Here is a 26,936-nt window from a genome sequence, read left to right as displayed (position 1 = left end):
GAAATCCTCGACATCGCAAAAGTGCTGCGCCGTGTCGGCCGAGAGGCGTTCCTCGCCGCGTGCACGTTTCCGCTGAAGGCGCTCGACGCGCTCATCCCCGACGAGGCCGAGCGCGCGAAGTTTGTGAGCCGCGAGCAGACCGGGCCGCGCAAGCTGGAGGTGGTCAAGAAATTGCATGCAACAAAGTAGACCCGAACCCTGCGAAATCCTTTTGCCGAACGTTGTTGCACACCTGCGCGCCGACACGCGGCTATCGCCCGGCGCGCTTGCGATCGCGCTCGACCGCGTCTGGCGCGCGGCAAGCAATGAGCGCTCTGAACTGCGGCCTGCTCGACTTCGTTGCGGATGACGACGAGCTGAGCGACGTGATTTGATCTTGGCCGAGCTGCCGCGAGGGACCGAGACTATCGAGAGATGACAGACCGAGCGCGCCCGATCTCCAGTCCCGCGCGGGGCGCGTCCCACCTCCCAAACATGAGAACGTAAAATCTAACCTCCGAATAAACTGCATTTCCCCAGGGCCGCACGGTGCAAGCCGTTCGCGGCCCGTATTTTTTAGATGGCACGCAAGCCCGCCAAACCCGCCGCGCTCGCCGAGGCGAAGCTCGCCGAGACGCTCCAGCAGGAGCGCTGGACGAACGAGCTGCTGCGCGAATCCATCGCGGATCTGCAGCTTGCCCTCGAAGACCAGGGCTGGCAGCGCGTCATGATGGACGGCGCGCGCGAATTCGACGCGGCGGGGCGGCGCAAGATCGCAGAGCTGAGCCGGGTCATGTTCCTCAAAAACCCGCTGATCAATCGCGCTGTCACGATCCAATCGCAGTATGTTTGGGCGCAGGGCGTGTCGATCACGAGCGACGACGAGGAAACGCAGGAGTTTCTCAACGCGTTCTTCGACGACGCGAAGAACAAGGCCGAGTTCGGCCACCAGGCGCGGACGCTCAAAGAGCAGGACCTGCAGGTGTTCGGCAACCTGTTCTTCGTGCTCTTCACGGACGCGATCGAGGGCATGACGCGGGTGCGCACGATCCCCGCTGATGAGATCAGCGAAATCATCTGCAATCCGGACGACGCGAAAGAACCCTGGTTGTACAAGCGCGTTTGGAGCCAGCCGGTGCTGAACGAGGACAGTGGCACTTTGACGCACGCGGACCGTACCGCGTTTTATCCCGCGCTCGGCTACGAGCCGGACGCGCGGCGCGAAACGATCGGCGGCGCGCCGGTGATGTGGGACGCGCCTGTGTACCACGTCAAAGTGGGCTCGCTCAGCGACATGAAATTCGGCGTGCCCGAAACGTATCAGGCCAACGACTGGGCGCGCGCCTACAAGACGTTCCTGGAAAACTGGTTCTCCATCGTAAAGGCTTACGCGCGCTTCGCCTGGCACGCGAGCGGGCAGGGCGGGCAGCAGCTCGTCGACCGGCTGAAAACGCGCCTCAACGCGAACACGGGCACAGGCGGCGCATACGACACGAACCCGCCGTCGACGACGGCGTCAACGTTCATCGGCTCGGGCGTGAAGCTCGACCCGATCAAAACCGCCGGCGCGACGACGAGCGCGGAAGACGGGCGGCGCGGACTGCTCATGGTTTGCGCGGCCATGGGGCTCCCCGAGACGTTCTTCGGCGACGTGTCAACGGGCAACCTCGCCACGGCGAAAAGCCTGGACCGGCCCACGGAACTGAAGTTTCGCGATCGCCAGGAGCTTTGGAAATCGATCTTGATCACGATCCTCGAATATGCGATCCTGCGCAACCAGCGCGCGGCGAACGGGCGCTTGCGCTTGGCTGGCGCTGAGGCGAAGCCGCAGATCCGCGTCACGTTTCCGCCGATTCTCGAACACGATATTCGGGAGCAGATCGGCGCGATCGTGCAGGGCGCAACGCTCGACGGGAAAGAGCCCGTTTCCATCACCTGGCAGACCACGGCGCGGCTCGTGCTCGAAGCCCTAGGCGTGGCGGACGTGAAGGCGGAGATCGAGGCGCTCGAAGACCAGCGCGACGACCAGGACAACGAACGCAACGTGCAGAGCCCGAAAATGGCGGAGGCGCTGCGCGAGCTGCGCACGGCGATCACGCGGCTGCACGAATCACGGAAGGCAGCAGCTTGAAAGGGGAATCGCACACATGCAATTGACCGACGCCCAGCGCGAATTGGTCGAGCAGAATTTGAAGCTCGCGACACTGATCGCACGCGATCACCACCGCAGGCTTCCCGCGAACGTGGAACGCGATGATATTAACCAGGCGGCACGCATGGGCTTGATCGAGGCCGCGCTGCGGTTCGATGCGGCGCGAGGCGCGACGTTTGAAACGTTCGCACGCTGGCGGATTAACGGTGCCATCCGCGATTACCTGCGCGGCTTGGACTTCGTCTCGAGAGAGGCGCGCGCAAAGATCAACGCGGGCGAGGCGAGTGAACGCGTGGAGCTGCGAGTCGACGATTTGTACCTGGAGCCGCGCGCCGTGCAGCGCACGCCCGAGGAGGCGAGCATGGCCGCGCAGTTCGCGTCGCAACTGCGCAACCTGGTCGAGGGGCTGAGTGGGCGGCAACGCACTATCGTGCGGCAGTACTACTATCACGACCAGGCGATGGCGGCGATCGGCGGGGACCTCGGCGTGGGGGAAGCGCGGATCAGCCAAGTACACAAACGAGCAATCGAGACACTACGCGCCGAGCCCGCGTTCGTGGCGGGCAAGGCGGTATTCCGCTTTGCAATGAACAGCGGCCTGCTGGGCCTGGTTGTGCTCGCGTTCGCCCTCGCGCCGGCAGCCGACGCGCAAACCTCGGCCGCGATCGCTTCGAAGGCCTGCCGCGGCAATACCGTGCAGGTTTCCGTCTCCGTGCCACTCAGCGCCGGCGCAATTACGGTGCCGGTACCGGTGTGCGCGGAACTTGGGCCTGGCCTGACGCTAAATACCAGCGTCACGCCTCCGCGCCTCGAGGCGATCACAGCGCCCGTAGTTCAACCCCGCGCAGTGATCCAGAAGTTTACGATACCGGCAGCCGTGCCGGCGACCACGCCTTCAGTGAGCCTCACTCTATCCCACACTCCCACAGCGAGTGCGGCCATCCTCGTGTCGTTTCGATCTTCGCGCGCGACCGGCGACGTAGTAGACTTCCTGGCTCCCGGAGGTGGCGCGAATCCCAAGGTGCTCGACGTCACTTTACCGTCCTATCGACCCTTCACGCCGGATGACGTGCTGACTGTCCTTTACTGGACCACGGATACTCCCTAAATTATGCCCGATCTCCAAAACTTCGCGATTACCAAGCTCGCCAACCAGACGATCACGAACGCGCCGCGGTACGAGATCTCGTGCCGCGTCACGAATAGCAAGACGGGCGCGCGGATTCGTGATTTCACGGGCGCGAACACACTCACGTTTCCTCAGGTGCTCGCCAATTTGAGCGAGGCGCAACGAGTGGAGATGATCGAACTCATCGCCAACTGGATCATCGACAAGAGGAGCGCCGCATAGCGTGGCAACCTACTACGTCAGAAAATCAGGCTCCGATTCGAATGCCGGCACCTCTGCCGGCGCGGCTTGGCTTACCCTGGGCAAAGCCCTGGGTGCGTCCGGCATCGCCTCCGGAGACACCGTTTACGTGGGGGCCGGGACCTACCGTGAGGTGGTCACCGTGGCGATGACATCCGCTACGGCGGAAACGCAGGTCATTGGAGATGTGAGCGGCCAGTTTACTGGCGACGCGGGCGAGGTGGTGTGGACTGCGCGAGTCACGGATGATGAAACCGCACCAGTGAGCGCCAACACGCTCGACCTGGCGGGAAGAGATTACCTCACTTTTGAGAATTTCATCATTTTCAGCGGTACAACACGGTGCGTGAACGCCACTACAACCAACAGCACGAACTGCACGTTTCGTCGTTGTATCTTCCGATCCTCCGCCATAACAAGCCTGCTGGTCGCCTATACAGGTACGGCAGGGCAGGCGGCGAACTGGACGTTTGATCGCTGCTATTTCATTTCCCATAGTGGAACGTGTGCGTCGATCACCTTGCCGACCTCAGCCAGCGCTGACTACAATGTCGGCATTTCCATCACAAATTGCGTTTTCATGATAGTGGGGACGGGTGGAAACTGGTCCATCATCGTTGGCGTTACTGGTGCAAACAGCTTCAAAGGCGGAGGCATCAGCGTCTATAACTGCGCCTTTTTCGGATTCAATGGTATTTCCGCAAACGTTGCCACCTCCCTCCCGTTTTCGGTCTACAACAGCTATTGGTATTCTTCCGGCACGGCGCTCAGCGGAGCGAGTTCAGGGATGATCGTCGAGGACTACAACGTATTCATGGCCACAACGCCACGGACAAATGTGTCGATAGGCAGCAACTCATCAACAACAAAAGCCGCGACGTGGAGCGAGGGGCGAGAATGCCTCTGGGGGTTGCGTCCCGTGCGCCCCTGGGGAATGCCCACTGAAAGCTCTACAATGCTAGGTTTTGGCGCGCAGTCCGGCGGTCCAGTAACAGACATCAGCGGTGGCCCTCGGGCTTCCGGCGGGGCCTCCACAAGCTACGCAGTTGGGCCGTACGAGCGCCCAAACGCGGGCACGAAGGAAACCAGCGTCACGCACGCGGGCGCGGCATCGCTCAAACTGACCGGGCCCGGCTATCACGACTTCCAGGTACCCGTGGACGCGTCGATTACGACGATCACCGTGTACGCGCGCTACGACACGAACCACGCCGCGACGAACAAACCACAGATCAGCGTGCTCGGCGGCGGCGAAATCGGCGTGTCGGACGCGACGGCGACGATGACTGCAGCCGTGGATACCTGGGAGGCGCTGCAGCTCACGTTTACGCCTACCGCCAAAGGCGTGGTTACGATTCGCTGCATCTCCCGCAGCGCGGCAGGCAACGGCATCGCGTACTTCGATTCATAGACTAATGTTTGAGAATTTCAGAGCGGGTGAGGCGCTCGGCGGCGACACGCTAGGCGGCTCTACGATGGAATACTGGCGCGGCGGGGAAGTGCACCAGTTTTTCGCGCCTGATTCCGCGGCGACCGGGCAACCGGCGGCAATGAGAATCGCGACCGTCCCATTTCTTGGCGGGTCACGAGCGAGGGCATTTTAGATGGCATCCACAGACGCACGTCCGGTTCCTCAGAAAAACGTCGCTTATCGCATCACGTTCCCCATTTTCGATGCAGACGGCGACTTGGTGACGGGCGCGACGGGGCTGGATTCCGAAGTCTCTAAAGACGGCGGCACATTTACCGACTGCACGAACGAGGCAACGGAAATCGCCACCAACAGCGGGATGTACTACCTTGATCTGACCTCGACGGAGATGAACGCCGACACGGTCGCTGTGATTATCAAAACCTCGTCAAGCGGCGCGAAAACCACGCCCATTGTGATGTACCCGGAAGAAGCCGGGGACATCCGCGTGAACGTTACCGCATTCGGCGGCACGGCTGGCACGTTTGCCAGCGGCCGGCCGGAAGTGAATACGACACACCTGGCCGGCACGTCGCAGACGGGCCGCGATATTGGCGCGAGCGTGCTGCTGAGCCCCGGCACAGGGACGGGGCAGATCAGCCTTTCGAGCGGCGCGGTGACGGCGGGCACTGTGAGCGACAAGACGGGATACGCGCTATCGTCCGGAGGCGTGCAGGCGATCTGGGACGCGCTGACATCAGCGCTGAGCACGGCCAGCAGCATCGGAAAGCACTTGGTCGACAACGTCAACGCCACAATCAGCAGCAGGGCGAGCCAGGCGAGCGTGGACACGGTAGATACCGTAGTGGACGCGATCCAGGCGAAGACGAATAACCTGCCGGCGTCGCCGGCAGCCGTAGGTTCGGCAATGACGCTCGCGGCCGACGCCCTCAACGCATCTGCGCTGGCAGCCGACGCGGTAGCCGAGATCCAAAGCGGGCTTTCCACGCTCACGGCGGCAGGCGTGCGCACCGCTGTGGGCCTCGCCAGTGCCAACCTCGATACGCAGCTCGACGCGCTGCCCACGGCAGCCGAGAACGCAAATGCGGTGTGGGATGAAGCGCGAAGCGGACACGCTACCGCCGGGACTTTCGGCGAGGGCGTGGCGAGCGTGACCGGAGCCGTCGCCAGCGTGACCGCGGGCGTGACGGTGACCACGAACAACGACAAGACGGGCTACGCCTTGACGAGCGGGGAGCGCACCTCGATTGCAGAGGCGCTGCTGAAGCTGGACCTCAGCACGGTGACCGGCGAGGCCGCGCGCAGCGTGCTCAACGCGGTGCGGTTTCTGCGAAACAAGTGGTCGATTAGCGGAACCACGCTCACGGTGACGAAGGAAGACGATTTGACGAGCGCGTGGACTGCGACCGTCACGACGAACGCGAGCGCAGACCCTGTGACAGGGAGCGACCCGGCGTGATCGGGCTGCTGGCGTTCTGGATGGGAGGGGCCGGCAGCGCCGCCGCTGCTGCGCCTGCCGAGGTTCTAATCGCAACCGTTCTCAGATTGACCGCCGAGAACACCGTCGGGCTGGTCAGTGCTGAGAATACCGCGCTGGCGATTGTGGATTAATCATGGCCTTGAACATCGTTGCGGGGCAAACCGCGCCCATCGTGTACCAACTTTTCGCTGATGGCGTGGCATATCCGCTCACCGGCTGCACAGTGGAGATGGACGCACTCAGGCAGACTGGCGCGACCGCTGGTTGGACCGGCACTCTTGCCGTCACTGATGCGGCGAATGGCGAGGTTACCTACAGCCCGGCTGCCAGCGACTTCGTTGCCGACGCGAGCAAGTATCTGGTCCGGTTCAAGGTCACGCGAGCAGATGCCAAGATCGAGTACTTTCCGACTGGCAGCCGCGAAGTATGGACGGTGCGCGCATGATGCGATCAATTTTGTTCTTGGGCTCGTTGCTTGCTTCGGCACAGGTTGACCTGGGCCGTGTGAAACAGCCCATCGCCGCAGACGGCAACATCGGCTTTGTACGCTATGGCGGCAAGCCTCCGACCATGCACGTGCTGCGGGATTTCTTCGCCAACCGCGTGGATCCGCCCGCCGCAGCCGGCTCTTGTTGGCCGGACGGTCGCGGGAGCTGGGCGACCGACCGCCAGTTTTTCTACGTGTGCGTTCCGAACGAGGCGGGTACCGATTTCGTGTGGGCGCGGATGCCATTGCAGGTGGAGTGGTAAACAAAGTGCATCCCTTACTCTCCGCTCTGAGGCTCCTGGAAGAGGCGCTGGCCGTGTCAATGATGCTGCGCCACCGACGCACACAGGAGCGCCGCATGCGCCGCCTGGTGCGCCGCGTTTTCCGCGAGCAGGCGGCCGCGGTAAGCGAATCGCTCGCACAGTTCTGGCCGCCCACAGCGACCACGGTGGGCGCTGCGCTGGCGGGCGTATCCGCAGCGCACACGGAAGCGTTCGCCGAGCTGCTCGACGCCGCATACAAACAGGGCGAGGCAGATGGCGACAAAGAGCTGCGCGAGGACGTGCAGCCACCGTTGACGCGTGATATGCGCCGCCGCGCGGCCGCGAGGATCGCGGGGATCGACGCGACGACGCTGGAGCTGGTGCAGACGCTGATCGAGCAGGCCATCAGCGAGGACTGGGCGTACACGAAGCTGGCGCGCGCGCTGCGCAAGCTGTTCAAGGATTTTGGCCGCGCCGTGCCCCAGCGCCACCTGCGCGATCGCGCGGAGCTGATCGCGGTAACGGAGATCGGCCAGGCCTACATCGACGGGCAACTCGACACGGCGCAGCGCCTCGTCAACGGCGGCGCGCAGATCGAGAAAAGCTGGCTCACCGTGGGTGACGACCGGGTGAGCGACGGCTGCCGCGGCAACGAGGCGGCAAAGTGGATCCCGTTTGCGCAGACGTTCCCGTCCGGCCACGCCGCGCCGCTGCGGTTCCCCGGCTGCCGGTGCGCTTTGCAGACGCGGAGGCGGGTGGCATAGGTTGCCGAAAACGACGTGCGAATGCGGGGCGTGCGGTAAGTGCCTGCACCGCGCGTATGTGCGCCGGCAGCGTATCCGCGAGCAGCTCGGCTGGCTCACGGCGGCCCAGCGCGAGCGGCGCTTGGAGCGCTTCATGAGCAGCTTCGGGACGGTGTACTGGAGCGAAGTGTATCGCCGCGGCCTGCGCTCGCTTCGACTGAAGGCTTATCGAAATTGAGAGATGCTATGAAACTTCTGATTTTATTGTTTGCTTCGCTTTTCACGGTGCACGCCCAGGTGTGTGTGCCCGTGCCCACCCCCGGAACCACGATCACGCAATCGACACTCGACGAGCTGAAGAAACGTGGCGTGCTCGCGCCCGGCGTTTCCGCGTTCGCGTCGCTGGAGGCGTTTGCGTTCGCGTTCGGCGGCTCGCTGCCGTACATCCCAAGTTCCGCCAGCACACAGAAGTTCTGGGCGGATTTCACGCCCGGCGCCGATTACGTGACCGTCCAGGGCTCGCGCGAAACGGGGCTTGACACGTCCGACCTGGCGACGTGGAGCGAGTGGTCGATGACGGTCTACGGCTCCACAGTGGCACGATTCTACCGAGATCGCGCCACGGCGAAAGACCCGGTCTTCGCGCGCATCCCGCGATTCAAGCGGTTCAGCAGCGCTGAGCCTGCGCAGATGAACATGACGAGCGGCGTGGGCAAACCAGGCCCGCGCACAGTGACAGCAAGCGAGGCGCAATACCCGCTGGCGCGCTACCGCGACGACCCGAGCGGCGACGGCGGAAAGAGCTGGAGCTACGCGCAGAATCACATTTTGCGCTTCCACCCGGTGACTGGCCAGGTGGAGGCTTGCAACTACCAGGATTACGAGCGCGCATATCCGCTCGTTTACAACGTGAGCCCTCCGGGCAGCGCGGCCACCGGCGCGATCCGCGTCAAGAACATGAGCGACGAGGGGTTCCTCGCCGCTGTGGGCGCGGCCCTGTTCGGCGGCGGCACGCCAGCCGAGCGCGTCGCGGCGATACTGAAGAACTTGGAGGTGCAGTAACTTGAGCGAGAACACACAGGGACAAAGCATGGCCACCTTGGGCGGGCTTATCCTGGCCACCTACGAAGGCCTTGAACAGAACACCGAAACAGGTGAGGCCGTTTGCAACGGCATCCCCACGGGCTGGTTTTTCGAACTCCCCACCCAACTTGCGCCTACCCCGGACAACCCGGAGACGGGCCGCCAGCGCGTCACGGTGACGCCCTGGGCGTTCGCCACGCCTTCGACCGCGCAGCGCGTCCTGGAGCTGCTCTGGCGGCATACACAGATTCCGTGCGAAATTTTCCAGGGTGATGCAAACGAGCAGTTCCCCATCAGTGTGCCGATGCGGCACATCGGCGTAGAGGGCCAGCCGCGCCGCGTCGCGGTGAACGCGGGCCTGGTCGCGGCAGAGATTGCACGTACCACAGCCGAAGTGAGCGACGGGCAGGGCGGAAAGAAGATCGTGCAGAACGCGAATCCGGCAATTGCTCTGGCGATCTTCTCGCTGCTCACCGAAATCGACGGGGAGCAGGAATTATAAGCTAGCCCGCGCGCGCATAGCTCGATTGTAAACGGCCACCTGAGGGAGACCTCCGGTGGCCGCTCTTTTTTGGAGCCCCCATGTTTCAACGACTTTTGGAAGTAGGCCGCAAGATCAGCAAGAAAAACCGCGAGCGCCTCCACTCCGCGATGGAAAAGCTGCGAGAGCTGATCGACGAGGCGACGGAACACGACGCGGACGCGACCGAAGCCGAACGCTCGGCCTCGGACAAGGAAAAGCTGCTGCGCGCTGCAATTCAGGCGAAGTTCAAGCGCCCTGGCGCGGAATACTTCTATTGCTACATCGCCGACACCTTCGACACGTTTTGCGTGTTTTCGTGCGACGACGGGCTGTTCGCCATCGACTACGCATTGAGCGACGACGGCGCGGTTGCGCTCGGCGATTCGCGGCCCGTGATTGCGCGCACCGTGTACGATGACGCGCCAGTGAGCGAGGCGGCGGAAACGCCGCTGCTGGGTGATTGCGTGCCGCTGGTGGAGGCCAGCGCCACGGCGGAGCTATCGGAGGCAGCGACGGCGAATCTGAAGCTCATCTCCCCAGGCTGGGGCAGCTCCGGCTACTACTCGCCCGCGCTGCTCAAAGCGGCGGCCGCCAAATTCGCCAAGGGCCTCAAGATGTACTGGAACCACCAGACGGCGGCCGAGGAATCGGCGCGGCCCGAGGGCAACCTCGACCATCTCGCCGGCGAGCTGCTCGAAGACGCCGCCTGGAACGAGTCAGGACCCACGGGTCCTGGCCTGTACGCCAAGGCCAAAGTGTTCGAACGCTTCGCGCCCGCGGTGAAAGACCTGGCGCAGCACATCGGCGTGTCGATCCGCGCCGTGGGCACGGCGAAGCCCGGCGAGGCCGAGGGCCGCAAAGGCCCCGTGATCGAGACCATCGCGGGCGTCAAAAGCGTGGACTACGTCACCGTGCCGGGGCGCGGCGGCGAGATTTTGTCTTTATTCGAAGCCGCTGGGCGGAGGCCCGCGACTGAACCACCCACCAATGAGGAGCACGAAATGAATGAAGCCCAAGTGAAAGCTCTGCTCGAAGCGGAATTGACTCCGCTCCGGGCCGAGAACGCGGCCTGCAAAGCGGAAGCCGCACGGCTGCGCGAGACCCTCGCGCTGCGCGACGCGCGCGACTTCGCACGGACGAAGCTCGCCAAGATCGACCTGCCCGAAGCCACCCGCCAGCGGTTGGCCGAGGCGTTGCCGGCACACGCGACGTTGAAGGACGGCAAGTTGGACGAGGCCGCGTTTACCGCGGTGATCGAGGAGGCGGTGAAGGCGGAAGGCGAGTACCTGAAGAGCGTCGGCATCGGCACAGGCCGCATCAACGGCATGGGCTCGCCCGCGCAGGAATCGAAGACGGTGAAAACCGAGGACATCACCGCTGCCTTCGTGGCACTCGGCATGTCCGAGAGTGCGGCGAAGATCGCCGCTGAAGGGAGGGCTGCCTAAACCAGGGGCTCATCCCTCTGGAGGCACACACACTATGAGTGCTGCATCTTTGACAAACCAGAAAGCGCTGCATTGCGTTGCGGCGCAGTACGATTTTGCCATTCACGGCGGGGCTGTTTCAGACATCGGGCTTCGTGTTTCGCTGCCGAAGGGTGCGATTGTTTGCAACGCCTTTGCCGAAGTCCTGACGGCACCAACGTCACCAGATTCCACGGCCACCATCGCCATCAAAGTGGAAGCGGCAAATGACATCTTCACGGCGGCCGCCGTTTCCGGCGCGCCTTGGTCCACCACCGGCATGAAGCAAGCCATCCCGGACCTAGCTACCGTGGCCGACTACAAAAAGGCCACCGTGGATCGCGAAATCACGATGAGCATTGCTGTGCAGGCTCTGACCGCTGGCAAGTTCAACGTGTTCGTCTTCTACGTCCACAACACGGCTCAGTAACTCGGAGAGCGCAAAAGAGAGAGCACACAAGAGGAGAAACAAAACACCAATGGCAATCGAATTTTTGCAACTGATCGAGACGATGCGCGCCGAGGAAGCCGGTCTGGACCGGCTCTACGACAAGGACGAAGTGTCCCCGCGCACCATCCGCAAACGCGCCAACTACGGCGCGCTTCTGGTCGAGGCTACGACCCTCATCAGCCGCGCCCGAACCTCCAGCCTCGGCAAACACTACTTCAACGAAGCGATGAAGACCAGCGATTTCCCGCTGCTCATGGCTGATGTGCTGGATCGCCAGCTCTACGCCTCGTATGCGGAGACCGCGCAGACCTGGAGCACGTATTGCCGCCGCGCAACCGTACCCGACTTCCGCGACGTGAAGCGCTTCGCGGTGGACGGCGCGGAAGGGCGACTGCCGAGCGTTGGGGAGAAAGTGATTTACTCGCCCAACGTGCTCAGCGAAACGAAGTACAGCTACGCCGTGACGAAGTACGGCCGCACGCTGAACTGGAGCTGGGAATCGTTCATCAACGACGACTTGGACGCGCTGGGCGCCAGCTCGCCCGCCCGCCTCGGCAAGGCTGCGCGCCGTAGCGAAGACTACTTCGCCACCGGCCTGCACGTGGACACAAACGGGCCTCACGCCTCGCTGTACACCTCCGGCAACAAGAACATCATCAACACGACCAATGGCGCAGCCAGCACGAACCCCGTGCTCGGCGTGGCAGGGCTTCAGGACGCGTTCACCGTGCTTGGCCTGATGCTCGATTCCGATTCCGAACCCATCGGCATCGACGGCGTGATTCTCGAAGTGCCGCCTTCGCTCGAAGTCACCGCACAGAACCTGCTGAACGCTACCCAAATCATGGTTGGGGCGGATTCGGCAGCGCAGAAAATCTTCACGACAAACTGGATGCGCTCCAAGGTGACCTTGGTAGTGAATCCGTACATCCCCGTCATCGCCACCACGAACGGCAAAACGACCTGGTTCGTCCACGCGAATCCGAGCGCCGGCCGCCCGGCCATGGAGTTCGGCTTGCTGCGCGGCCACGAAGCGCCTGAGCTGTTTATGAAGCAGCAGAACCAGGTGCGCGTGGGCGGCGGTGGCTCCGGCTTCGACGGCTCGTTTGAAGACGACACGATTGCGTACAAAGTGCGCCACGTGTTCGGCGGATCGCGGATCGACGGCAAGAGCACCGTGGGTAGCAACGGCTCCGGCTCGTAACGACTTCTCACCTGTAAATCCACCAAAGACGCACAGGGAGACGCGGCGGCGCGAGTGTTCCTCCGAGCCCGCGCCGCCGCTTACACCACACCATACACACACAAATGATGCTCGCCCGCGCCGTGCTTCTCATCCTCGCGAGCAGCGTCATGGCCGGAGGCCTGCCTCCGGACGACGAGGGCAGGCTCAACGCGTTTGCGGACGCCTACAACGCCTACGTGCTCGCGCTGAAAAGTGGCGAGCGCGGTATCGACAAGTGGAAGCGCGTAGAACGCGCCTGGGAGCGACTGAACAAATGAGTATCAGTGGAGCAGTGAACGGCACGGATGAGCGCCTCGACGTGCTGATCGCGTTGTTTGAGCAGCTCCTGGCGGAGCTGCGCCAGGCGAACGCGTTGCAGGGCGCGACGCCTCTTGACGTGACAACGCACAGCTCGGGTGAGCTGAAGCCCGCAAAGGGCGCGCGGCGCACTTCCGGAAAGCTAATCTGATGGCCTTCACATACGACGTTTCCACCGACCGCGGCAAGGTTCGCTTGCTCTGCACGGATGTGATCGAGAGCAACGCGATTTTCCAGGACGCGGAGATCGACGCCTTTCTCAGCATGAACACGAGCGTGCGCCTGGCGGCGGCCGCCGCGCTGGAGGTGATCGCGTCGAACGAGGTTCTGGTCTTGAAAAAGATCATCAACCTCGACCTCGAAACGGACGGGCCGGCCGTGGCGCGCGAGCTGCGCGAACAGGCGAAGCAGCTTCGTGCACAGGAGACCGCCGTCGGCGCGTTCGACATCGCGGAGCAGATCCACGACACGTTTACGGAGCGCGAGTACTGGCTGAAGCAAGTGCAGCGCGACGCAATTTAACACACGCCTAATTCGGAGAAACCAGATGAATATCGCACGCCGCGAAACGCCGCGCGTGGTGGGCTGGACGCCGCCGCGCCCCGGCAACCCGCTCCCCGATCCCGTTCTCGAAGACGATCGCGCCGAGTTCCCCGTCGAGGTGGTGAAAGCCATCCTCCAGTGGATGGATCAACAAGCACCCGCGTTCTGTTTCGAAGAGCCGACGCCGACGCTGGTCACGTTGCAGGAAGTGAAGCCGATTCGCGGCCTCGCCGAGGGCGTGCACCGCGTTTCCATCGTGTACGGGCGCGGCGAGGGCGTACGGCTGGAGCAGTTCGACTTCACTGCGGCCACCCTCGAATTCACGCTGCGCGCCAAGGACAAGGGGCCGATTTCGGCCACATACCGATACCTGGGCGTCCGCGACCAGCACGGGCGCGCCATCATCGGGCCGCGCCTCGGCGCGGCGCAGACGCAGGCCATCGTTCTCTCGATCAACTAATGCCGCTCCGCAACCAGCTCATCGACCCGCGCCTGTTCGAGGCGCTCGGGACTACGTTCTGGCGGCACACCTGCACGATCCAGGAGGCCACCAACACGGCGAACGAGGTGGGCGAGCTGGAGCCGACCTGGGCCGACCTGGTCGGCCACACGCACATTTCCTGCAACCTGGCTGCCGCGCAGGCGCTGGGCGAACAGAAGAGCGAGCAGCGGCGCGATGACTCGACCTACGACGCCAAGACGCGCCACTGCCAGCTCAACGGGTATTACCCGTTGATCGGCGAGGGCATGCGCGCGGTCGTCGACTCGACGACGTACAACATCCGCGGCGTGGTACAGAGCAGCGCGAAAGTGCAGACGAAATTGATTTTGGAGCTGATCACATGAGCCTCACCGTTGGCCTGGACATCGGCCCCGAGTTTCTCGCCGGCATCACCCGCGCCGACAGGGCCGTGGACGCCGCAGTGACGGACGCCTTGTCGATTGCGGCCATGGAAGCGGCGAACGCGGCACGCCAGCGCGCCCCGTACAAGACCGGCACGCTGCGGCGCTCGATCCAGGTGCAGGAGCGCGGCCCGCGCGACGTGGTTGTGGGAAGCCGCTTGCCCTATGCGGCGCGCATCGAATACGGCTTTGCCGGGCGTGATCGCCTGGGCCGCCTGTACAACCAGCCGGCACAGCCATACCTTCGCCCTGCGATGGAGGAAACGCGCAGCACGATGACGCGGATCTTTGCGGAGGAAGTGAGGCGCTCCCTTGCCGGAAGGTAACTACGTCGAGGAAGGGCTGCGCCTCCGCGCACTCGAAGATGGCGCGATCACAAACCTGATCGTGGCGCGCTGGTACGGGCCGGATTTCCCGCTCGGCAGCACACTGCCCGCGGTCACCGTGCAGGAGATCACCGGGCGCGGCGAGGAGTCGCACAGCGGGCACAGCGGGATTGAGAACGCGATCTACCAGATTACGTGCTGGGCGAGCTGCCACCTCGACGCGCTGCGCCTCGCGGATCGCGTGCAACGGCGCTTCGACAAGTTTCGTGGAACGCTGCCGAACCAGATTCCCGTCGGCTACATGAGCCGCGTGGATCGCCACTACGCGAAAGAGCCTGGCCAGAACGTGTACAAGATCGTGCTCGATTTTCGCATCATGTACCGCGTCGAAGTCTAACCCACCGCCGGAAGGTAAACACCAATGAGCCAGTTCAATACACACGATTTTTGCGGCATCACGATCCACGAATGCCCGCACTGCAAGTTCGACAGCGAACACGAGGTGGAGGTGAAGCTCCACGTGTGGCAACGGCACGAGCTGCCGCGCCTGCAACAGGAAGAGGCGGCGCTTCGGCGTGAGGTAGAGGCGGAGTTGTACGACGCGTCCGGCGCACGCGTGGAGCACATCGAGCTTTCGGATAACCACCAACAGGAGAACTAAATGGCACGAGTCACTCACACCGCTGTTCAGACCAGCGGTAAGTACCCCACCGCCCCGTTCACGCTTACTGCGACGGCGGCAACCCCGGCGGATGACGAGCAAACCGCGCTCACCGGCAGAGAGGTAATTATTTTCCGCAACTCGGGAGCTACCGAGCGAAACGTGATTATCACCAGCGTCGCCGACAGTCAAAAAAATCGCACAGGCAACGTGTCGTTCGCCCTCGCTGCCGGCGCGATCAAGGCGGTCGGACCGCTGGGCATCGACGGCTGGCGGCAGAGCGACGGAATGCTCTATTTCGAGGCGGATCACGCCGAGGTTCTGATTTCGGTGATTCGCGTCTGACGCGCGCCACCGGCTGAGCGAGCACAACACAAGAGGAGAACAAATCAATGGCACTTTCCACCACAGCCGAACCGGCATACGGCACGCTACTCAAGCTGTGCTCGGACGCGAGCGCAACTTCCCCGACCACCATCGCCGAAGTCAAAGACGTGAACTGGAACCTGGACGCGCAGATCGAAGACGCGACCACGCACTCGACCGCGACGCCCTGGCGCGTCAAGGTTGCGACGCTGCTGAACTTCGGCAGCGTCGAGTTCATGGTGAACTGGGTTCCCACTGGGGCCACCCACGGCGATGCAACGGGCATCCTGGCCGTCTTCGCCGCGCGCGCCGAGCGCACCTACCAGATCGTCGAGACAGACTCTGGCGACACCACTATTCAGTTCAACGCTGTAGTGCAGGCGATCAAAATGGGCCGCCCGGTCGCAGGCCTGCGCAGCGGAAATATCACGCTGGCTGGCACCGGCACGCCTGACTTCAGCGTTTAACCACAACCAATCGGAGGAACACATGCAACCAATCGAGATCGAGCTGGGCGGCGCGAAACGCCGCCTGGCTTTGAACGAAAACGCGATCATCGCCCTGTTCGACCTGACCGGCGCGGATTTCTTCGCGCTCGGCCAGCGCCTGGCGGCGAAGACGCACGACGAGGACGGCAACGCGCTGCTGGGCGAGGACGGCAAGCCGATCGCGCCCGTGCTCTACGCGGAAAAGATGCGCATCACGCGCCTGCTCGCCTGGGCGCTGCTCTCGCAGAGCCAGAACTGGGACGGGCGTCCGGAGACGTTGCGCACCGTGGGCGAGTGGCTCGCGGATCCAAAGAAGAAGGTCGAAATGATGGAGGCCGCCGGGCTCATCATCGAGGATTACCTTGCACAGATGGGCGTCGCGTCGCGCGAGTTCGAGGGCCAGCTTGCACCGTTCGTGCCGACGCCGCACCACGTCGTGTCACGGATGGTGGCGCTGGCGAACCTCGGCCCCGGCAAGCACGCCGTAGACCTGGGAGCGGGCGACGGCCGGCTGCTGCTCGCCGCGCTCGACACGGGCGCGAGTGTGGACGGCGTGGAGTTGAGCCCTGTGCGCTACTCGGCGCTGCTGAAGCGCGTCGCGGAACACCCCGGCTGCGGGCGGGCGTATATCCAGCAGATCGACATTCGCAACGCCGCGCTGTGCGATGCGGATGCAGTTTTCCTTTACCTGCTCCAGTCGAGCAACGTGACATTGCAGCCCAAGCTGCTCGCCGAGTGCAAGCCCGGCGCGCTCATCATCTCGCACGATTTCTCGATGCCGGACTGGCAGGCGGAAGCGGTCGAGCACGTGGCTGCGGAAGGGCGCACGCACACGATCTATGCCTACCGCATCCCCGTTCCTGCTGCTGCCGCGGCGTGAGATCACGCTCGCGGGCGAGCCCGCGGTGATGGCGTGCACGCTGCTCTCGATCTATCGCTTCGAGCAGGAGGCCGGGCGCAATCCCGCGCCAGGCCGGGCGATGACACGCACGCTACTGTGGTCGCTGCTGGTCACCTTCCAGCCGCGCCTCACTGTGCGCGACGTGGGGGCGCTGGAGCCGCGCGAGTACGTGGCGGCGATCAACGCGGCAACGGCGCTCATTGCGCCGCCTGGCGGCGCGGCTGAAGGTCAGGAAAACCCCTCTGGGAAAGCGCTCGACTGGGCGGACACCTGGGCGCTGGGCCGCTTCGACCTGGGCTTGTCCGAGGACGAATTCTGGCACCTCTCGCCGGGCCTGTTCGACGCGCTGTGGCGGCGCCTCGAAGAGGCGGGCGAGCGTGCGCTTTTCGGCCACGCGATGGTGTGCGCGGCTGTGACGAACGTGCATATCGACCCGGAGAAGGGCACGCCCGTACACCCGGATTTCTTCATGCCGGGGAAGCGCGGTGAGGCAGAGCAAAAGCGGCTCGCGGCGGAGCAGCGCGCGGCGCTCAAGGCGAAGCTGCGCGATGGCGCGGCGTTGTTGGGTGGGAAACGGAAATAAATGGAACTCGAAGGCATTTGGCTTAAAATCGGCGCGAAGTTCGATGGCCTCGACAAGGCTTTCTCGGACATCGGAACGATGATGCGCCTGCAAATCGCCGGGGCCGCGATGGATGTGGGCCGCACTCTCACCGATTCACTCACGCGGCCTCTGCTCGACGTGGGCACGGCTGCGCTGAAACTTGGTTCCGATTTCCAGCAGACAAAAATCGCGTTCACTACAATGCTCGGCTCTGCAGAGCGTGCCACTGCGTTTCTCGCGGATCTGAAGGCCTTCGCCGCTGGCACACCATTCGAGTTTCCCGGCCTTGTGGACGCGGCGCGACGCTTGCAGGCGCTCGGCTTCGCCAGTGATCAGGTAATCCCTTCTCTGCGCGCCATCGGCGACGCGGCGGCAGCGCTGGGCGGCGGCGCGCAGATGATTGACCGCGTGACGCTCGCGCTCGGGCAGATGCAGAGCAAGGGCAAGGTATCCGCGCAGGAGATGAACCAGCTCGCGGAAAGCGGTATCAACGCCTGGAAAATCCTCGCGGATGGCATGGGGAAGACAATCCCCGAAGTGATGAAGCTCGCGGAGAAGGGCATGATTAACGCCGCGCGGGCCGTGCCGGAAATTCTCGAAGGGCTGAATAAACAGTTCGGCGGAATGATGGAGAAGCAGGCGCAGACGCTTGCCGGGCAGTGGTCGAACGTCAAAGACAAGATCACGTTCATCATGATGGACCTCGGCGAAGCGCTGGCACCCGCCGCACAGCGAGCCATGGACGCGCTGCAGCCGCTGATTGCAATTGCTGAGGGCATGGTCGCCGCGTTCAAGGACCTCGCGCCCGAAACGCAAACGGTGATTATCGCCATCGCCGGGCTTGCGGCGGCAGCCGGGCCGCTTCTCGTGGCGCTGGGCTCGCTGGGCCTCGCCATCACCACTGTGCAGACCGGGCTCGCCGCGCTCGGCCTCGCGGGCATCACAGTGACCGGGACGCTCGCCGGGCTGGGCACTGTCGTGACTGCGCTAGCGGGCGCGTTTGCTGGGTGGAAGCTGGGCGAGTGGCTGGCAAAGAACTTCGAATACTTCCAGCGCTGGGGCGAGGGCATCGCCAAAATCGTGTCGATGATCCCCGGAGTGCAGCGAATTATTGATTCGCTGTCTGGCGTTCCTGCCGCGAATAAGTCGCTGGCGGATTCGGTCTCGATGCTCGAAGCCAAGCTCAAAGCCAAGGGAATCGTGATCGACAGCACCGGCCTGAGCCTGGAGGAATATTCGAAGCGCCTGCGCAACGCGGTTCCGCTCGTTGCCGCGACCGCAAACGAGACGGTGAAAAGCACCGTCGCCAACACACAGAATCAGGCGTCCTGGCTGCTCACCGGAGCGGCCATCGAGAAAGCCGCGAAGCACCACAAGGAAGCTGCGGAGGCGGCTGCGGCGCACGCGAAGGGCGTCGCGCTCGTCGGCGAGCTGGCGAAGCGCCACGCGAAAGAACTCGCGGACGAGGCGGCGAACATGGCGAAGGCTACGGACGCGGCATTCAAAACGCTCGACGCAGGGCTGAAGAATATCGGGCCGACCTTCCATGAACTTTACGCCAATCTAAAGCGCATCGGCACTGAAGGCGTGGGCTACCTCGAATCGCTGGGCTTGGGCGTGCAGGAACTTGACGCGGGGCTTACCAACGTCGGCACTGAAGGCGTGGCGTATCTCGACTCGCTGGGGATCGGGCTGGGCAAGCTCGACCCGCCCACAAAGCAGGCGGTGAAAAACACGAACGAGATGGAGAAGGCCTGGGGCGCGTTTGGCCAGCAGGTTTCCACCATCCTTACCGACTTCGGCAAGGGAATCGCGGACTCAATTATCCACGCAAAGAGCTTCGGCGACGCGTTTACGAAAATGGCGAACGCGTTGAAAGAGGCGTTCCTGCGCACCGTGGTCGAGGGCGCGATCAAAGAGGCGATCAAGGGCCTCGACGGGTTCACCGCGTCGTTCTCCGGCCTCATGTCGAAGATGACCAGCGGCCTCGGTTCGCTGTTCGGCGGCGGTGGCGGCGGCGCTGCGGGCGCGGGCGGCGGAGCCTCCGGCGGCGCATCCGGCGGGCTGGGCGGCGCTGCGGGCGCGCTGGGCGGCGTCGCGGGAATGATCGGATCCATCGGCTCGCTCATCTCGGGCGTGATCGGCAACTTCCAGATGAGCGGCATGAACAAGACGCTCGATCTGATCGAAAAGGAAGTGCGCTACTCGCAGATCCACCTGCAGTACATCCTTGAAATGGCCAACACCTGGTGGCCATGGCTCGACAACCTCGCGCAGCTCCAGCGCCTCGAATCCATCGAGCGCGTGCTGTACGAGCAGAAGGCGATTCTGGACGCAGGCCTGCGCGTGAACTCGCAAGGGCTCGGCGACGCGCAGCAAACAACGATCAACTGGCTGAAGCACATCGCTGAGGGCGTCTGGGCCACGTATCAGGCCATCGCGAAACCCGGCTGGCAAACCACGCCTGGCGGGCCTGTGCGCTTCACCAACCCGAGCGTGCCGACGAGCGGCGGCGGCGATCCAACGGGATCGAGGCCGCCCGTCACGATCCAGGTGAACGTGACCGGCAATTCGAGCAACCCGTACACGCAGGGCCTGCAAGTGGCGCAGGGCATCAACGCCCTGCTGCCCGCGCGCATCTGATTCCCGCCCGCGTTCCACCTTTTCCACTTTTCACACAGGAGTTTTTCCATGGCTTCGTATCTTTACGGACTCGCTCGCCAGAAGTTTCTCGACGCCGACATCGATTGGTCGGCACACGACATCAAGGCAATGTTGGTCGATGGCGCGGACTACACGCCCACGCAAAACACGGATGAGTTTCACGACGATGTCGCTGGCGGCGGGATCGTCGCCACCAGCAGCAACTTCGCGTCGAAGACCTCGACGCTCGGCACGGCCGACGCGGCGGACATCACGTTCAGCACGGTTACCGGCGATCCGTGTGAGTACATCATCATCATGCGCTGGACGGGCACTTCCGGCACGTCGCCGCTGATCGCGAAGATCGACGATTACACGGGGCTGCCCGTGACACCCAACGGCGGCAACATTAACGTGGCGTGGCCTGCGAGCGGGATCTTTGTACTTTAGGGCTACTCGCCTTGCCCCCTCCCCTTGTGTTTACCGCGAGAGGCGGTGAAAGGGCGGAAAACCGCGTGGTCTTTCACTTTTAGGAGCTAAACCGATGGCCGGTGATATCAAACAAAAGTTTGGGACTTCAAACCAGACCCTCACCATTTCTCTCGCTTCCCTCGCGAACGCCGCCGGACGGCAGAGCACAGCAGTGGACAACACATCCAATTTGTTCGCCGACGTGCTGCTCATGTTGAAATCGCGTTCGCCAGCGTCGGGCACCTCCGCGACCGGATATCTGCTGATCTATGCCTACGGCTCCGTGGATGGCGGCTCCTCCTACTCAGGCAATGCAACCGGCACAGACGGAGGGTTGACGCCGATCAACATGAACCTGGTCGGACGCGTTGACATGACGGCGAACGGGACGGACTATAAGTCCCCGATCATGTCCATCGCGGCGGCGTTCGGCGGAGTGATGCCATCGCACTGGGGAATTGTTGTGGTCAACAATTCCGGCGGGACACTCGATTCCACGAGTGGCAACCACGCGGCGATCTGGCAGGGCGTGCTGGCTCAATACACCTAAGCATTATAAATGCCTTCCATCCTTCATCCCGGCAGGTGGCTGGTCAAGCCACCTCTCGGCTCTCGTGTCGATACCGGATCTCCGTTCGGCATCGGCATGGTGGGATGTTTCCCTCTCCAAAAGGAGCATCAGGGCTCAGTCCGCAACCTCATCAGCGGGGTTGTGTACGGGCCGTCTTCGACGGCTCCAACGTGGGAGGAAGGCCGCTACGGCCTCGCGCTCGACGTGGACGCGGCGGGCAAAGGGATCAAGGGCACGGCTGAACCGGCGCTGCGGTTGCAGCGAGTCTCTCTCCTCTGGAGAGGCTATATTCGTTCGACGCCAACAGATTTCGCGAACTTCGCGGGCGTTGCTCCGAATGCCACCGATTCGAGCCCCTACACGTCGTATGTGTTCTACAAGGACAATGCCGGCAAGCTGACGTTCGGCTTCAACAACGGAGCGTTTCAAAACAACGGCTTTCGCAACATCAGCGACTTTGTAGCTAACGGCCTCCATCAGTTTGTCCTGACGGTGGACATGCAACCCACCACAGCAGGGCAGCGAGCATACACCGATGACGGTTCCTACGATGGAGGCGGCGGAACCACAGGAACGATCTCCTACAGTGCCGATGCGACGTTTTCCATTGGCGACAACGTTGGTGGACGGGACTCCAACTCCGTTTGCCAATGCGTCTACATTTGGGATCGCATTCTCTCGAAGGAGGAAGTTTCCTCCCTTTGGCGAGAGCCATTCCAGATGTTCAACCCTCCCCGGAGGGCAGTCAAGTATGCATTCTTCCCGCTCGCCGAACCCAACTTGATCGGTTCCACCCCCATCGCGAGCGGAGAGTCCTTCCCCGCTGGCGGTGTAATCGCCGGACCAATTACAGGCAACTCACCCATCGCGTCCGGAGAGAGCGTGCCGAGCAGCGGCACTGTGTCGGACGGCACAATCACCCTCACGGGCGTCTTACCGATCGCGTCCGGAGAAACGTTCCCCCCCGGCGGTATCGCCGAGGTTGCCAGCTCCGTAACCATCGCCAGCGGAGAATTCTTCCCCGCAGGCGGCGTGGTCGCCGGGCCGATCACCGGCGTTACGCCTATCGCGAGTGGGGAGAGTTTTGGTATTGGAGCGCTGATCTACGATCAGCCTGTCACCGGAGCCTCGCCCATCGCTTCCGGAGAGAGCGTGCCGAGCACGGGCTCGCTCGCGCTCAACGTTACCGGCGCGTCGCCGATCGCGTCCGCAGAGAGCGTGCCGAGCAGCGGCGCGCTGTCGTACACGATCACCGGCTACGACACGATCGCGAGCGGGGAAACATTTCTGCCTGGCGGCGCGGTGCTGCGCGAAGCGACGGGAACGCTGTTTGTGCGCGGCCGCGATCGCACGGCCTGGCTCAGCGTCAACACGCTGAACATCGTCGAAGAGTTCAACGGCCGCGCCAGTGCGCAGTTCGCGCTGAACGACGTGGGCCGCGCCACATATCGCCCGAACGCGGGAGAGGAAGTGATCTACTTCCGAGGCACTGACCGGCTTTTCGGTGGATTCGTCCAGACCATCGTCGAGCAGGCCTTCGACTCGCGCAGCGAGTTGAAGATCAGCGTCACGTGCACGGACTATCGCGACCTGGCGGACCGGCGCACGTTTGCGAAAACGTACGAGGGTCCGACGTTCGACCTCCGGACGATCGTGCAGGAGATCTTCGACGCCACGCTGGCGAGCGAGGGTGTCACCTACGACGCGGTCGAGACCGGCAGCGTGACGGGCAAGCGCCTCGTGTTCGACGATGAGACCGTGGCAGCGTGCCTCGATCGCGTCTCAAGCGTGTTCGGCTTCAACTGGCGCATTGACCACTTCCGCCGTTTGCGCCTCGAACGCAAGAGCTTCGACGTTGCCCCACGCGTGATTCGCGATGACGACGGCGTGTGGCGCAACATGCGCATCACGCGCTCGAATCGTCAGACGCGCACCCGTCAGGGCGTCCGGACCGCGATCCCGACCGGCGGCCAGCGCACAACTACACTTGCGGGCAACGGGACGCATCAGTACTTACTTTCCTACTCGCTGCTCTACGCGCCCAAGGTGGTGGTGAACGACGTGGAGAAGATCGTTCTCGCCTGGGAAGACCGCGATACGGCGCCGTGGGATTTCGCGTGGGAGCGCACCTCAAATGTGCTGCGCCACAATTCGGCTCAGACCGCGTACACGGCAATCGATGAGATCGTGGTCACTCACGCGTCGAGCAGCCTTGATGTGTACTGGGCTGAGAACTCGGCCGCGATCGCCAGCGTCGCCGCACGGACCGGCGGCAGCGGCATTATTGAGGCGGTGACGAGCGCGAAGAACATTCGCGACGCGGGCATGGCGGCCGCGTTCGCGGAAACGTGCTTCCAAAACTTCGGCGTGGACGTCGCCGAAGTCGAGTTTGAGACGGACACGAACGGTTGGCACATCGGGCAGTGGCTCGATGTGTTCACCACCTCGCCTCCGCTGTGCGGCGTGTTCATCATCCAGCGCGTCCAGCTTCGCGATATCGGCGGCACGTTCCTGCGCTACAACGTGACGGCGCAGGCGCGCGAGCTACCGCTTGTTGTAGGCGTCGAGGTGACGGACACCAGTGAACTGACGATTGAGACGGAGTATCCGCACGGCTTTGGCGGTACATACGAAGGCGTGAACTTTGGCGGGTTCAGCGGCGAGCTGGGCGAGCTGCTCAACGGCGGCACGTTCGAGGTCACGCCGATTGACCCGTACACGTTCACCATCGACCTGACGCCCATCGACGTGACCGGCTACACATACGAGGGCGGCGGCGGGGGCACGGACGGCGGCGGCACGAATGGCTACAATAGCGGTCCCGATCCGTTCGGCGGCTACGTATGGAGTGGGACCGGTCCGGAGCCAGGCGAGACGGGGATCGGCGGCTCAGACGCGCTCGTCATCACCAACGTGGACACGAACACAAACGTGGTTACCACTTCACAGAATCACGGCTTCACGTCCAGCTACCCGACAGACAACGGCTTCCGTGTCGCAATCTGGGGGGTGACCGGCGCGGTGGGACCGACCGGCAGCTCCATTAACACGGCAACCACGCGCGTTGAGGTGCTTTCGCCCACCACGTTTTTCGCTGCCGACGTCGGCAACCTGGCCGGCGGCGAACCGTTCCAGAACGATCGCCGCGGCCGCTGCGCCGAGACCGACGCGATTGTGCGCGTGACACTGGGGAGTAGCGAGGCAAACGCCCTGCGCACCATGCTCGCCGCCGGTACGTATGTCGGCACGAACCTCGACCAGGAGCGAGCCACGTTTGTGCTCGCCAACGCGATCCCCGGCGTCGCCAGCCGCGCGCTGGCCACCGGGACGAATGTGACTAACCCCTGGTACGCGCAGAAAGACCTGAGCGTCGCGGAGAGCGTGTCCGTGGTGTTCGGCACGCCGCCCGAGGGCGCGCCCGTGCTGATCGACATTAAGCAAAATGGCACTTCGATCTTCGCCGCCGGAACTTATCTAGAAGTGCCCGCCGGAAGCACCGACGTGCACCGGGTGACCAGCTTCCGCGAGGCTCCGCTCGTGATCGAGCGCGACGACAAGTTCACCGTGGACGTGGTCGGGGTGGGAAGCGAGTTTCCTGGCTGCGGCGGCGTGGTGAACCTGATTACGAGAGGCTAAAAACATGATCGAAGAAAATGTTCTCGACGAGCGGAAAGACAATGCGCCGCCCGCGCAAACGCTGAGCGGCAACGCGCCCATCGCGAGCGCGGAGCGGGTTTTACAGCATGGACCAGACAATCACGGGCTCAACGCCGATTGCGAGCGCTGAGGCGTTCGCACTCGCGGATTCGAGCGTGTACGAAACGCGCCTCCAAGGCGTCGCGCCCATCGCGTCGGGCGAGTACTTCGAGCCGCCGTCGGGCATCTCGATTGACCCGCTGAGCGTGCCCACGTCTTTGTATTTGAGCTACTGAAATGCCTGGACCATTTCAAGTTTCGACTGCCGCGCACCCGCTGGCGAATCGTGGCGGGCCGCAAGGGCCGTGGGAGTACGGCGGAACGCTGTACTGCTTCGCGTTCTCCGATCTGACCACGCTCGAAGCGTATTCGTCGAGCGACGCGGGCGAGACGTGGACCGCGACGGGCGAGACTCGCACCATTGGCGGAACGACGCAGGTTTTCGCGGCGTGCCGATCCATCGCGGGCGACTACGTTTACGTGCTGTACGTCGTGCCGGACGGCTTCGATACGCAGTTGGAGGTGTCGCGCTTCAATCTCGCGACGGGCGCGGTCGACGACACCAGCGCGGCGGGTCCGACGTTGGACAATGGCGCAGGCAATGCGGCGTTGTTGTTCATTGAAGAATCCACCGATGGTGGATTCGGCGTGCTGGTTAAAACGTTTCCCGGCAGCGGATCAACGATCAAAGCTGAAATCTGCACGCTGAGCGCTGATCTGAATTCGTGGTCATCGCTGAGCGCACCAGCCGGCCAAACGGACAGCGATCATTTGTTCAATCCCGTTGGCATCGCGCGCGGCCTCGACGGGCGCATCCATGGTTTCGTACGCAAGCAAACCATCTCGACCGATGAGCACTCGCTGCTGCATGTGCTCGTGATCGGCGAAGGCGGCGGCATCGGCACCGCGTTCGACGAGATCGAGGCTGAAATCGACGACGAGGATTTACCGATCAGCGCCGCCGCGCTCGCCGATGGCACCATTGGCGTGATCTACAACGCGCCCGACGTGGGCGTGGGCACGAACTGGAAGTTGCGCTCCGCGATTGCGACCAGCGCGGACGCGCCGTCCTGGGCGTTTGCGGACATCGACACGTCGGCGGCCGCCGACGCGGGCGTGAACGCGGGACTCGTGGGCGGCAGCGCGTTCAGGGCCGCCTGGGCGGCCGGCGGCACAATCTATGCCTCTACGTACTCCAGCGGCTGGAGCGCGTCCACAGCGCTCCTGTCGTCGATTGGCGGGGCATTCTCGGGCCGTGAAGTGGGTAGCGCCTGGGGCTTCTTCTTCACGGATTTTTCCGATGACCCGCTGCCGTCGTTTTACTTCCTGGCCAGCGGAGCGGCGCAGACGATCACCGGCGTCGAGCCCATCACAACGAAAGAGCGTTTTTTCAACACGTCCGGCGTCACAGGCGGCGGCCTCGACACGTGCGGCACGCCGATCGCGGTCGAGCCCTCGAACGCGTGCAACCCTGTGGACCCGGACACGGCGATCGACGCGCCCGGCGAGTGCGTGCCGCAAGGCTACTCGTTTTGACCCTTTTGAGAAAATGGAGATGTGATGAATGCCGCCAGTAAATATCGAGGCGTTGACGCTGCCAGCCGCGCTGGCGATCGCGGTGATCGCGCTGTGGCGCAAGCTCGACCAGAAAGACCAGGTGATCGCGGAAGCGCTCCGCATCCTGGAGCGCTCGGCCGAGGCCTCCGAGGCCGTGGCGGAAGCGATGGAGCGGCTGCGCGCCTCGCTGCCTGCGAAGCGAAAATCACCGGAGCCTTAGGGCGGATTCGGGCTTAAA

The 26,936-nt window shown here is 63.5% G+C and carries 36 protein-coding genes; all 36 read left to right on the top strand.

The features are described from left to right. The coding region (locus IPK75_18450; protein ID MBK8200332.1) for a hypothetical protein at positions 1 to 189 on the top strand (189 nt) is incomplete at its 5' end. Between the two features lie 370 nt (positions 190 to 559). Beyond that, the gene (locus IPK75_18445; GenBank protein ID MBK8200331.1) at positions 560 to 2,110 is read left to right on the top strand and encodes a hypothetical protein; all 1,551 of its coding nucleotides are present in this window, start codon (positions 560 to 562) and stop codon (positions 2,108 to 2,110) included. Between the two features lie 16 nt (positions 2,111 to 2,126). After that, entirely contained in the window at positions 2,127 to 3,239 is a 1,113-nt protein-coding gene (locus IPK75_18440; protein MBK8200330.1) for a sigma-70 family RNA polymerase sigma factor, read from the top strand. A 3-nt stretch (positions 3,240 to 3,242) separates the two neighbouring features. After that, positions 3,243 to 3,482: a hypothetical protein gene (locus IPK75_18435; GenBank protein ID MBK8200329.1), complete on the top strand. Its 240-nt coding sequence runs from the start codon at positions 3,243 to 3,245 to the stop codon at positions 3,480 to 3,482. A 1-nt stretch (position 3,483) separates the two neighbouring features. Beyond that, positions 3,484 to 4,911 (top strand): hypothetical protein, encoded by a 1,428-nt coding sequence (locus IPK75_18430; protein ID MBK8200328.1) that lies wholly within the window; start codon positions 3,484 to 3,486, stop codon positions 4,909 to 4,911. A 193-nt stretch (positions 4,912 to 5,104) separates the two neighbouring features. Beyond that, a complete protein-coding gene (locus IPK75_18425; protein ID MBK8200327.1) occupies positions 5,105 to 6,391 on the top strand; it encodes a hypothetical protein in 1,287 nt (428 codons plus the stop codon). Then, positions 6,388 to 6,543: a hypothetical protein gene (locus IPK75_18420; GenBank protein MBK8200326.1), complete on the top strand. Its 156-nt coding sequence runs from the start codon at positions 6,388 to 6,390 to the stop codon at positions 6,541 to 6,543. The genes IPK75_18425 and IPK75_18420 overlap by 4 nt, the downstream gene beginning before the upstream one ends. Positions 6,544 to 6,545: 2 nt before the next feature. Further along, positions 6,546 to 6,857: a hypothetical protein gene (locus tag IPK75_18415; GenBank protein MBK8200325.1), complete on the top strand. Its 312-nt coding sequence runs from the start codon at positions 6,546 to 6,548 to the stop codon at positions 6,855 to 6,857. Continuing rightward, positions 6,839 to 7,162, top strand: a complete 324-nt coding sequence (locus IPK75_18410) for a hypothetical protein (GenBank protein ID MBK8200324.1) — start codon at positions 6,839 to 6,841, stop codon at positions 7,160 to 7,162. The genes IPK75_18415 and IPK75_18410 overlap by 19 nt, the downstream gene beginning before the upstream one ends. Before the next feature lie 95 nt (positions 7,163 to 7,257). After that, positions 7,258 to 7,926, top strand: a complete 669-nt coding sequence (locus tag IPK75_18405; protein ID MBK8200323.1) for a hypothetical protein — start codon at positions 7,258 to 7,260, stop codon at positions 7,924 to 7,926. Between the two features lies 1 nt (position 7,927). Further along, entirely contained in the window at positions 7,928 to 8,143 is a 216-nt protein-coding gene (locus tag IPK75_18400) for a hypothetical protein (protein MBK8200322.1), read from the top strand. Between the two features lie 8 nt (positions 8,144 to 8,151). Beyond that, positions 8,152 to 8,967, top strand: a complete 816-nt coding sequence (locus IPK75_18395) for a hypothetical protein (GenBank protein MBK8200321.1) — start codon at positions 8,152 to 8,154, stop codon at positions 8,965 to 8,967. Between the two features lies 1 nt (position 8,968). Then, complete coding sequence (locus IPK75_18390) at positions 8,969 to 9,490, top strand: hypothetical protein (protein MBK8200320.1); 522 nt, start codon at positions 8,969 to 8,971, stop codon at positions 9,488 to 9,490. 80 nt (positions 9,491 to 9,570) lie between these two features. Then, entirely contained in the window at positions 9,571 to 10,956 is a 1,386-nt protein-coding gene (locus tag IPK75_18385; protein MBK8200319.1) for a hypothetical protein, read from the top strand. A 34-nt stretch (positions 10,957 to 10,990) separates the two neighbouring features. Then, the gene (locus IPK75_18380; protein MBK8200318.1) at positions 10,991 to 11,404 is read left to right on the top strand and encodes a hypothetical protein; all 414 of its coding nucleotides are present in this window, start codon (positions 10,991 to 10,993) and stop codon (positions 11,402 to 11,404) included. 49 nt (positions 11,405 to 11,453) lie between these two features. Next, positions 11,454 to 12,629 carry a Mu-like prophage major head subunit gpT family protein gene (locus IPK75_18375; protein MBK8200317.1) on the top strand — a complete coding sequence of 392 codons (1,176 nt, stop codon included), beginning with the start codon at positions 11,454 to 11,456 and terminating at the stop codon, positions 12,627 to 12,629. Positions 12,630 to 12,733: 104 nt separating this feature from the next. Further along, on the top strand, positions 12,734 to 12,928 hold the full coding sequence (locus IPK75_18370) for a hypothetical protein (protein ID MBK8200316.1): 195 nt from the start codon (positions 12,734 to 12,736) through the stop codon (positions 12,926 to 12,928). Next, a complete protein-coding gene (locus IPK75_18365) occupies positions 12,925 to 13,119 on the top strand; it encodes a hypothetical protein (GenBank protein MBK8200315.1) in 195 nt (64 codons plus the stop codon). Before IPK75_18370 ends, IPK75_18365 begins: the two co-directional genes overlap by 4 nt. After that, positions 13,119 to 13,490, top strand: coding sequence for a hypothetical protein (locus tag IPK75_18360; GenBank protein ID MBK8200314.1), 372 nt, complete (start codon positions 13,119 to 13,121; stop codon positions 13,488 to 13,490). The genes IPK75_18365 and IPK75_18360 overlap by 1 nt, the downstream gene beginning before the upstream one ends. 25 nt (positions 13,491 to 13,515) lie before the next feature. Next, positions 13,516 to 13,971, top strand: coding sequence for a hypothetical protein (locus IPK75_18355; protein MBK8200313.1), 456 nt, complete (start codon positions 13,516 to 13,518; stop codon positions 13,969 to 13,971). Continuing rightward, positions 13,971 to 14,357 carry a head-tail adaptor protein gene (locus IPK75_18350; GenBank protein ID MBK8200312.1) on the top strand — a complete coding sequence of 129 codons (387 nt, stop codon included), beginning with the start codon at positions 13,971 to 13,973 and terminating at the stop codon, positions 14,355 to 14,357. The genes IPK75_18355 and IPK75_18350 overlap by 1 nt, the downstream gene beginning before the upstream one ends. Beyond that, complete coding sequence (locus IPK75_18345; GenBank protein ID MBK8200311.1) at positions 14,354 to 14,740, top strand: HK97 gp10 family phage protein; 387 nt, start codon at positions 14,354 to 14,356, stop codon at positions 14,738 to 14,740. The genes IPK75_18350 and IPK75_18345 overlap by 4 nt, the downstream gene beginning before the upstream one ends. After that, positions 14,727 to 15,137 carry a DUF3168 domain-containing protein gene (locus IPK75_18340; protein ID MBK8200310.1) on the top strand — a complete coding sequence of 137 codons (411 nt, stop codon included), beginning with the start codon at positions 14,727 to 14,729 and terminating at the stop codon, positions 15,135 to 15,137. The genes IPK75_18345 and IPK75_18340 overlap by 14 nt, the downstream gene beginning before the upstream one ends. 24 nt (positions 15,138 to 15,161) lie before the next feature. Continuing rightward, the gene (locus IPK75_18335) at positions 15,162 to 15,401 is read left to right on the top strand and encodes a hypothetical protein (protein ID MBK8200309.1); all 240 of its coding nucleotides are present in this window, start codon (positions 15,162 to 15,164) and stop codon (positions 15,399 to 15,401) included. Beyond that, a complete protein-coding gene (locus IPK75_18330) occupies positions 15,402 to 15,746 on the top strand; it encodes a hypothetical protein (GenBank protein MBK8200308.1) in 345 nt (114 codons plus the stop codon). 47 nt (positions 15,747 to 15,793) lie between these two features. Next, the gene (locus IPK75_18325; protein ID MBK8200307.1) at positions 15,794 to 16,234 is read left to right on the top strand and encodes a hypothetical protein; all 441 of its coding nucleotides are present in this window, start codon (positions 15,794 to 15,796) and stop codon (positions 16,232 to 16,234) included. Positions 16,235 to 16,256: 22 nt separating this feature from the next. Then, a complete protein-coding gene (locus IPK75_18320) occupies positions 16,257 to 17,135 on the top strand; it encodes a hypothetical protein (protein ID MBK8200306.1) in 879 nt (292 codons plus the stop codon). Continuing rightward, on the top strand, positions 17,095 to 17,739 hold the full coding sequence (locus IPK75_18315) for a hypothetical protein (protein MBK8200305.1): 645 nt from the start codon (positions 17,095 to 17,097) through the stop codon (positions 17,737 to 17,739). The genes IPK75_18320 and IPK75_18315 overlap by 41 nt, the downstream gene beginning before the upstream one ends. Then, the gene (locus IPK75_18310; GenBank protein ID MBK8200304.1) at positions 17,740 to 20,403 is read left to right on the top strand and encodes a phage tail tape measure protein; all 2,664 of its coding nucleotides are present in this window, start codon (positions 17,740 to 17,742) and stop codon (positions 20,401 to 20,403) included. 48 nt (positions 20,404 to 20,451) lie between these two features. After that, positions 20,452 to 20,853 (top strand): hypothetical protein, encoded by a 402-nt coding sequence (locus IPK75_18305; protein ID MBK8200303.1) that lies wholly within the window; start codon positions 20,452 to 20,454, stop codon positions 20,851 to 20,853. Between the two features lie 94 nt (positions 20,854 to 20,947). Next, positions 20,948 to 21,424 carry a hypothetical protein gene (locus IPK75_18300; GenBank protein MBK8200302.1) on the top strand — a complete coding sequence of 159 codons (477 nt, stop codon included), beginning with the start codon at positions 20,948 to 20,950 and terminating at the stop codon, positions 21,422 to 21,424. Between the two features lie 9 nt (positions 21,425 to 21,433). Then, positions 21,434 to 25,081 (top strand): hypothetical protein, encoded by a 3,648-nt coding sequence (locus tag IPK75_18295; protein ID MBK8200301.1) that lies wholly within the window; start codon positions 21,434 to 21,436, stop codon positions 25,079 to 25,081. Between the two features lie 4 nt (positions 25,082 to 25,085). Beyond that, positions 25,086 to 25,232 (top strand): hypothetical protein, encoded by a 147-nt coding sequence (locus IPK75_18290; GenBank protein MBK8200300.1) that lies wholly within the window; start codon positions 25,086 to 25,088, stop codon positions 25,230 to 25,232. After that, positions 25,189 to 25,377, top strand: coding sequence for a hypothetical protein (locus IPK75_18285; protein ID MBK8200299.1), 189 nt, complete (start codon positions 25,189 to 25,191; stop codon positions 25,375 to 25,377). The genes IPK75_18290 and IPK75_18285 overlap by 44 nt, the downstream gene beginning before the upstream one ends. Before the next feature lies 1 nt (position 25,378). Next, positions 25,379 to 26,677 (top strand): hypothetical protein, encoded by a 1,299-nt coding sequence (locus IPK75_18280; GenBank protein MBK8200298.1) that lies wholly within the window; start codon positions 25,379 to 25,381, stop codon positions 26,675 to 26,677. Positions 26,678 to 26,705: 28 nt separating this feature from the next. Then, the gene (locus IPK75_18275; GenBank protein MBK8200297.1) at positions 26,706 to 26,918 is read left to right on the top strand and encodes a hypothetical protein; all 213 of its coding nucleotides are present in this window, start codon (positions 26,706 to 26,708) and stop codon (positions 26,916 to 26,918) included. Positions 26,919 to 26,936: the final 18 nt, after the last annotated feature.

It is taken from the genome of Acidobacteriota bacterium (assembly GCA_016712445.1).
GTDB lineage: Bacteria > Pseudomonadota > Alphaproteobacteria > Caulobacterales > Hyphomonadaceae > Hyphomonas.
The sequence above is the reverse complement of the archived record's forward strand: the minus strand, read 5'-3'. Positions and strand labels throughout refer to the sequence as shown.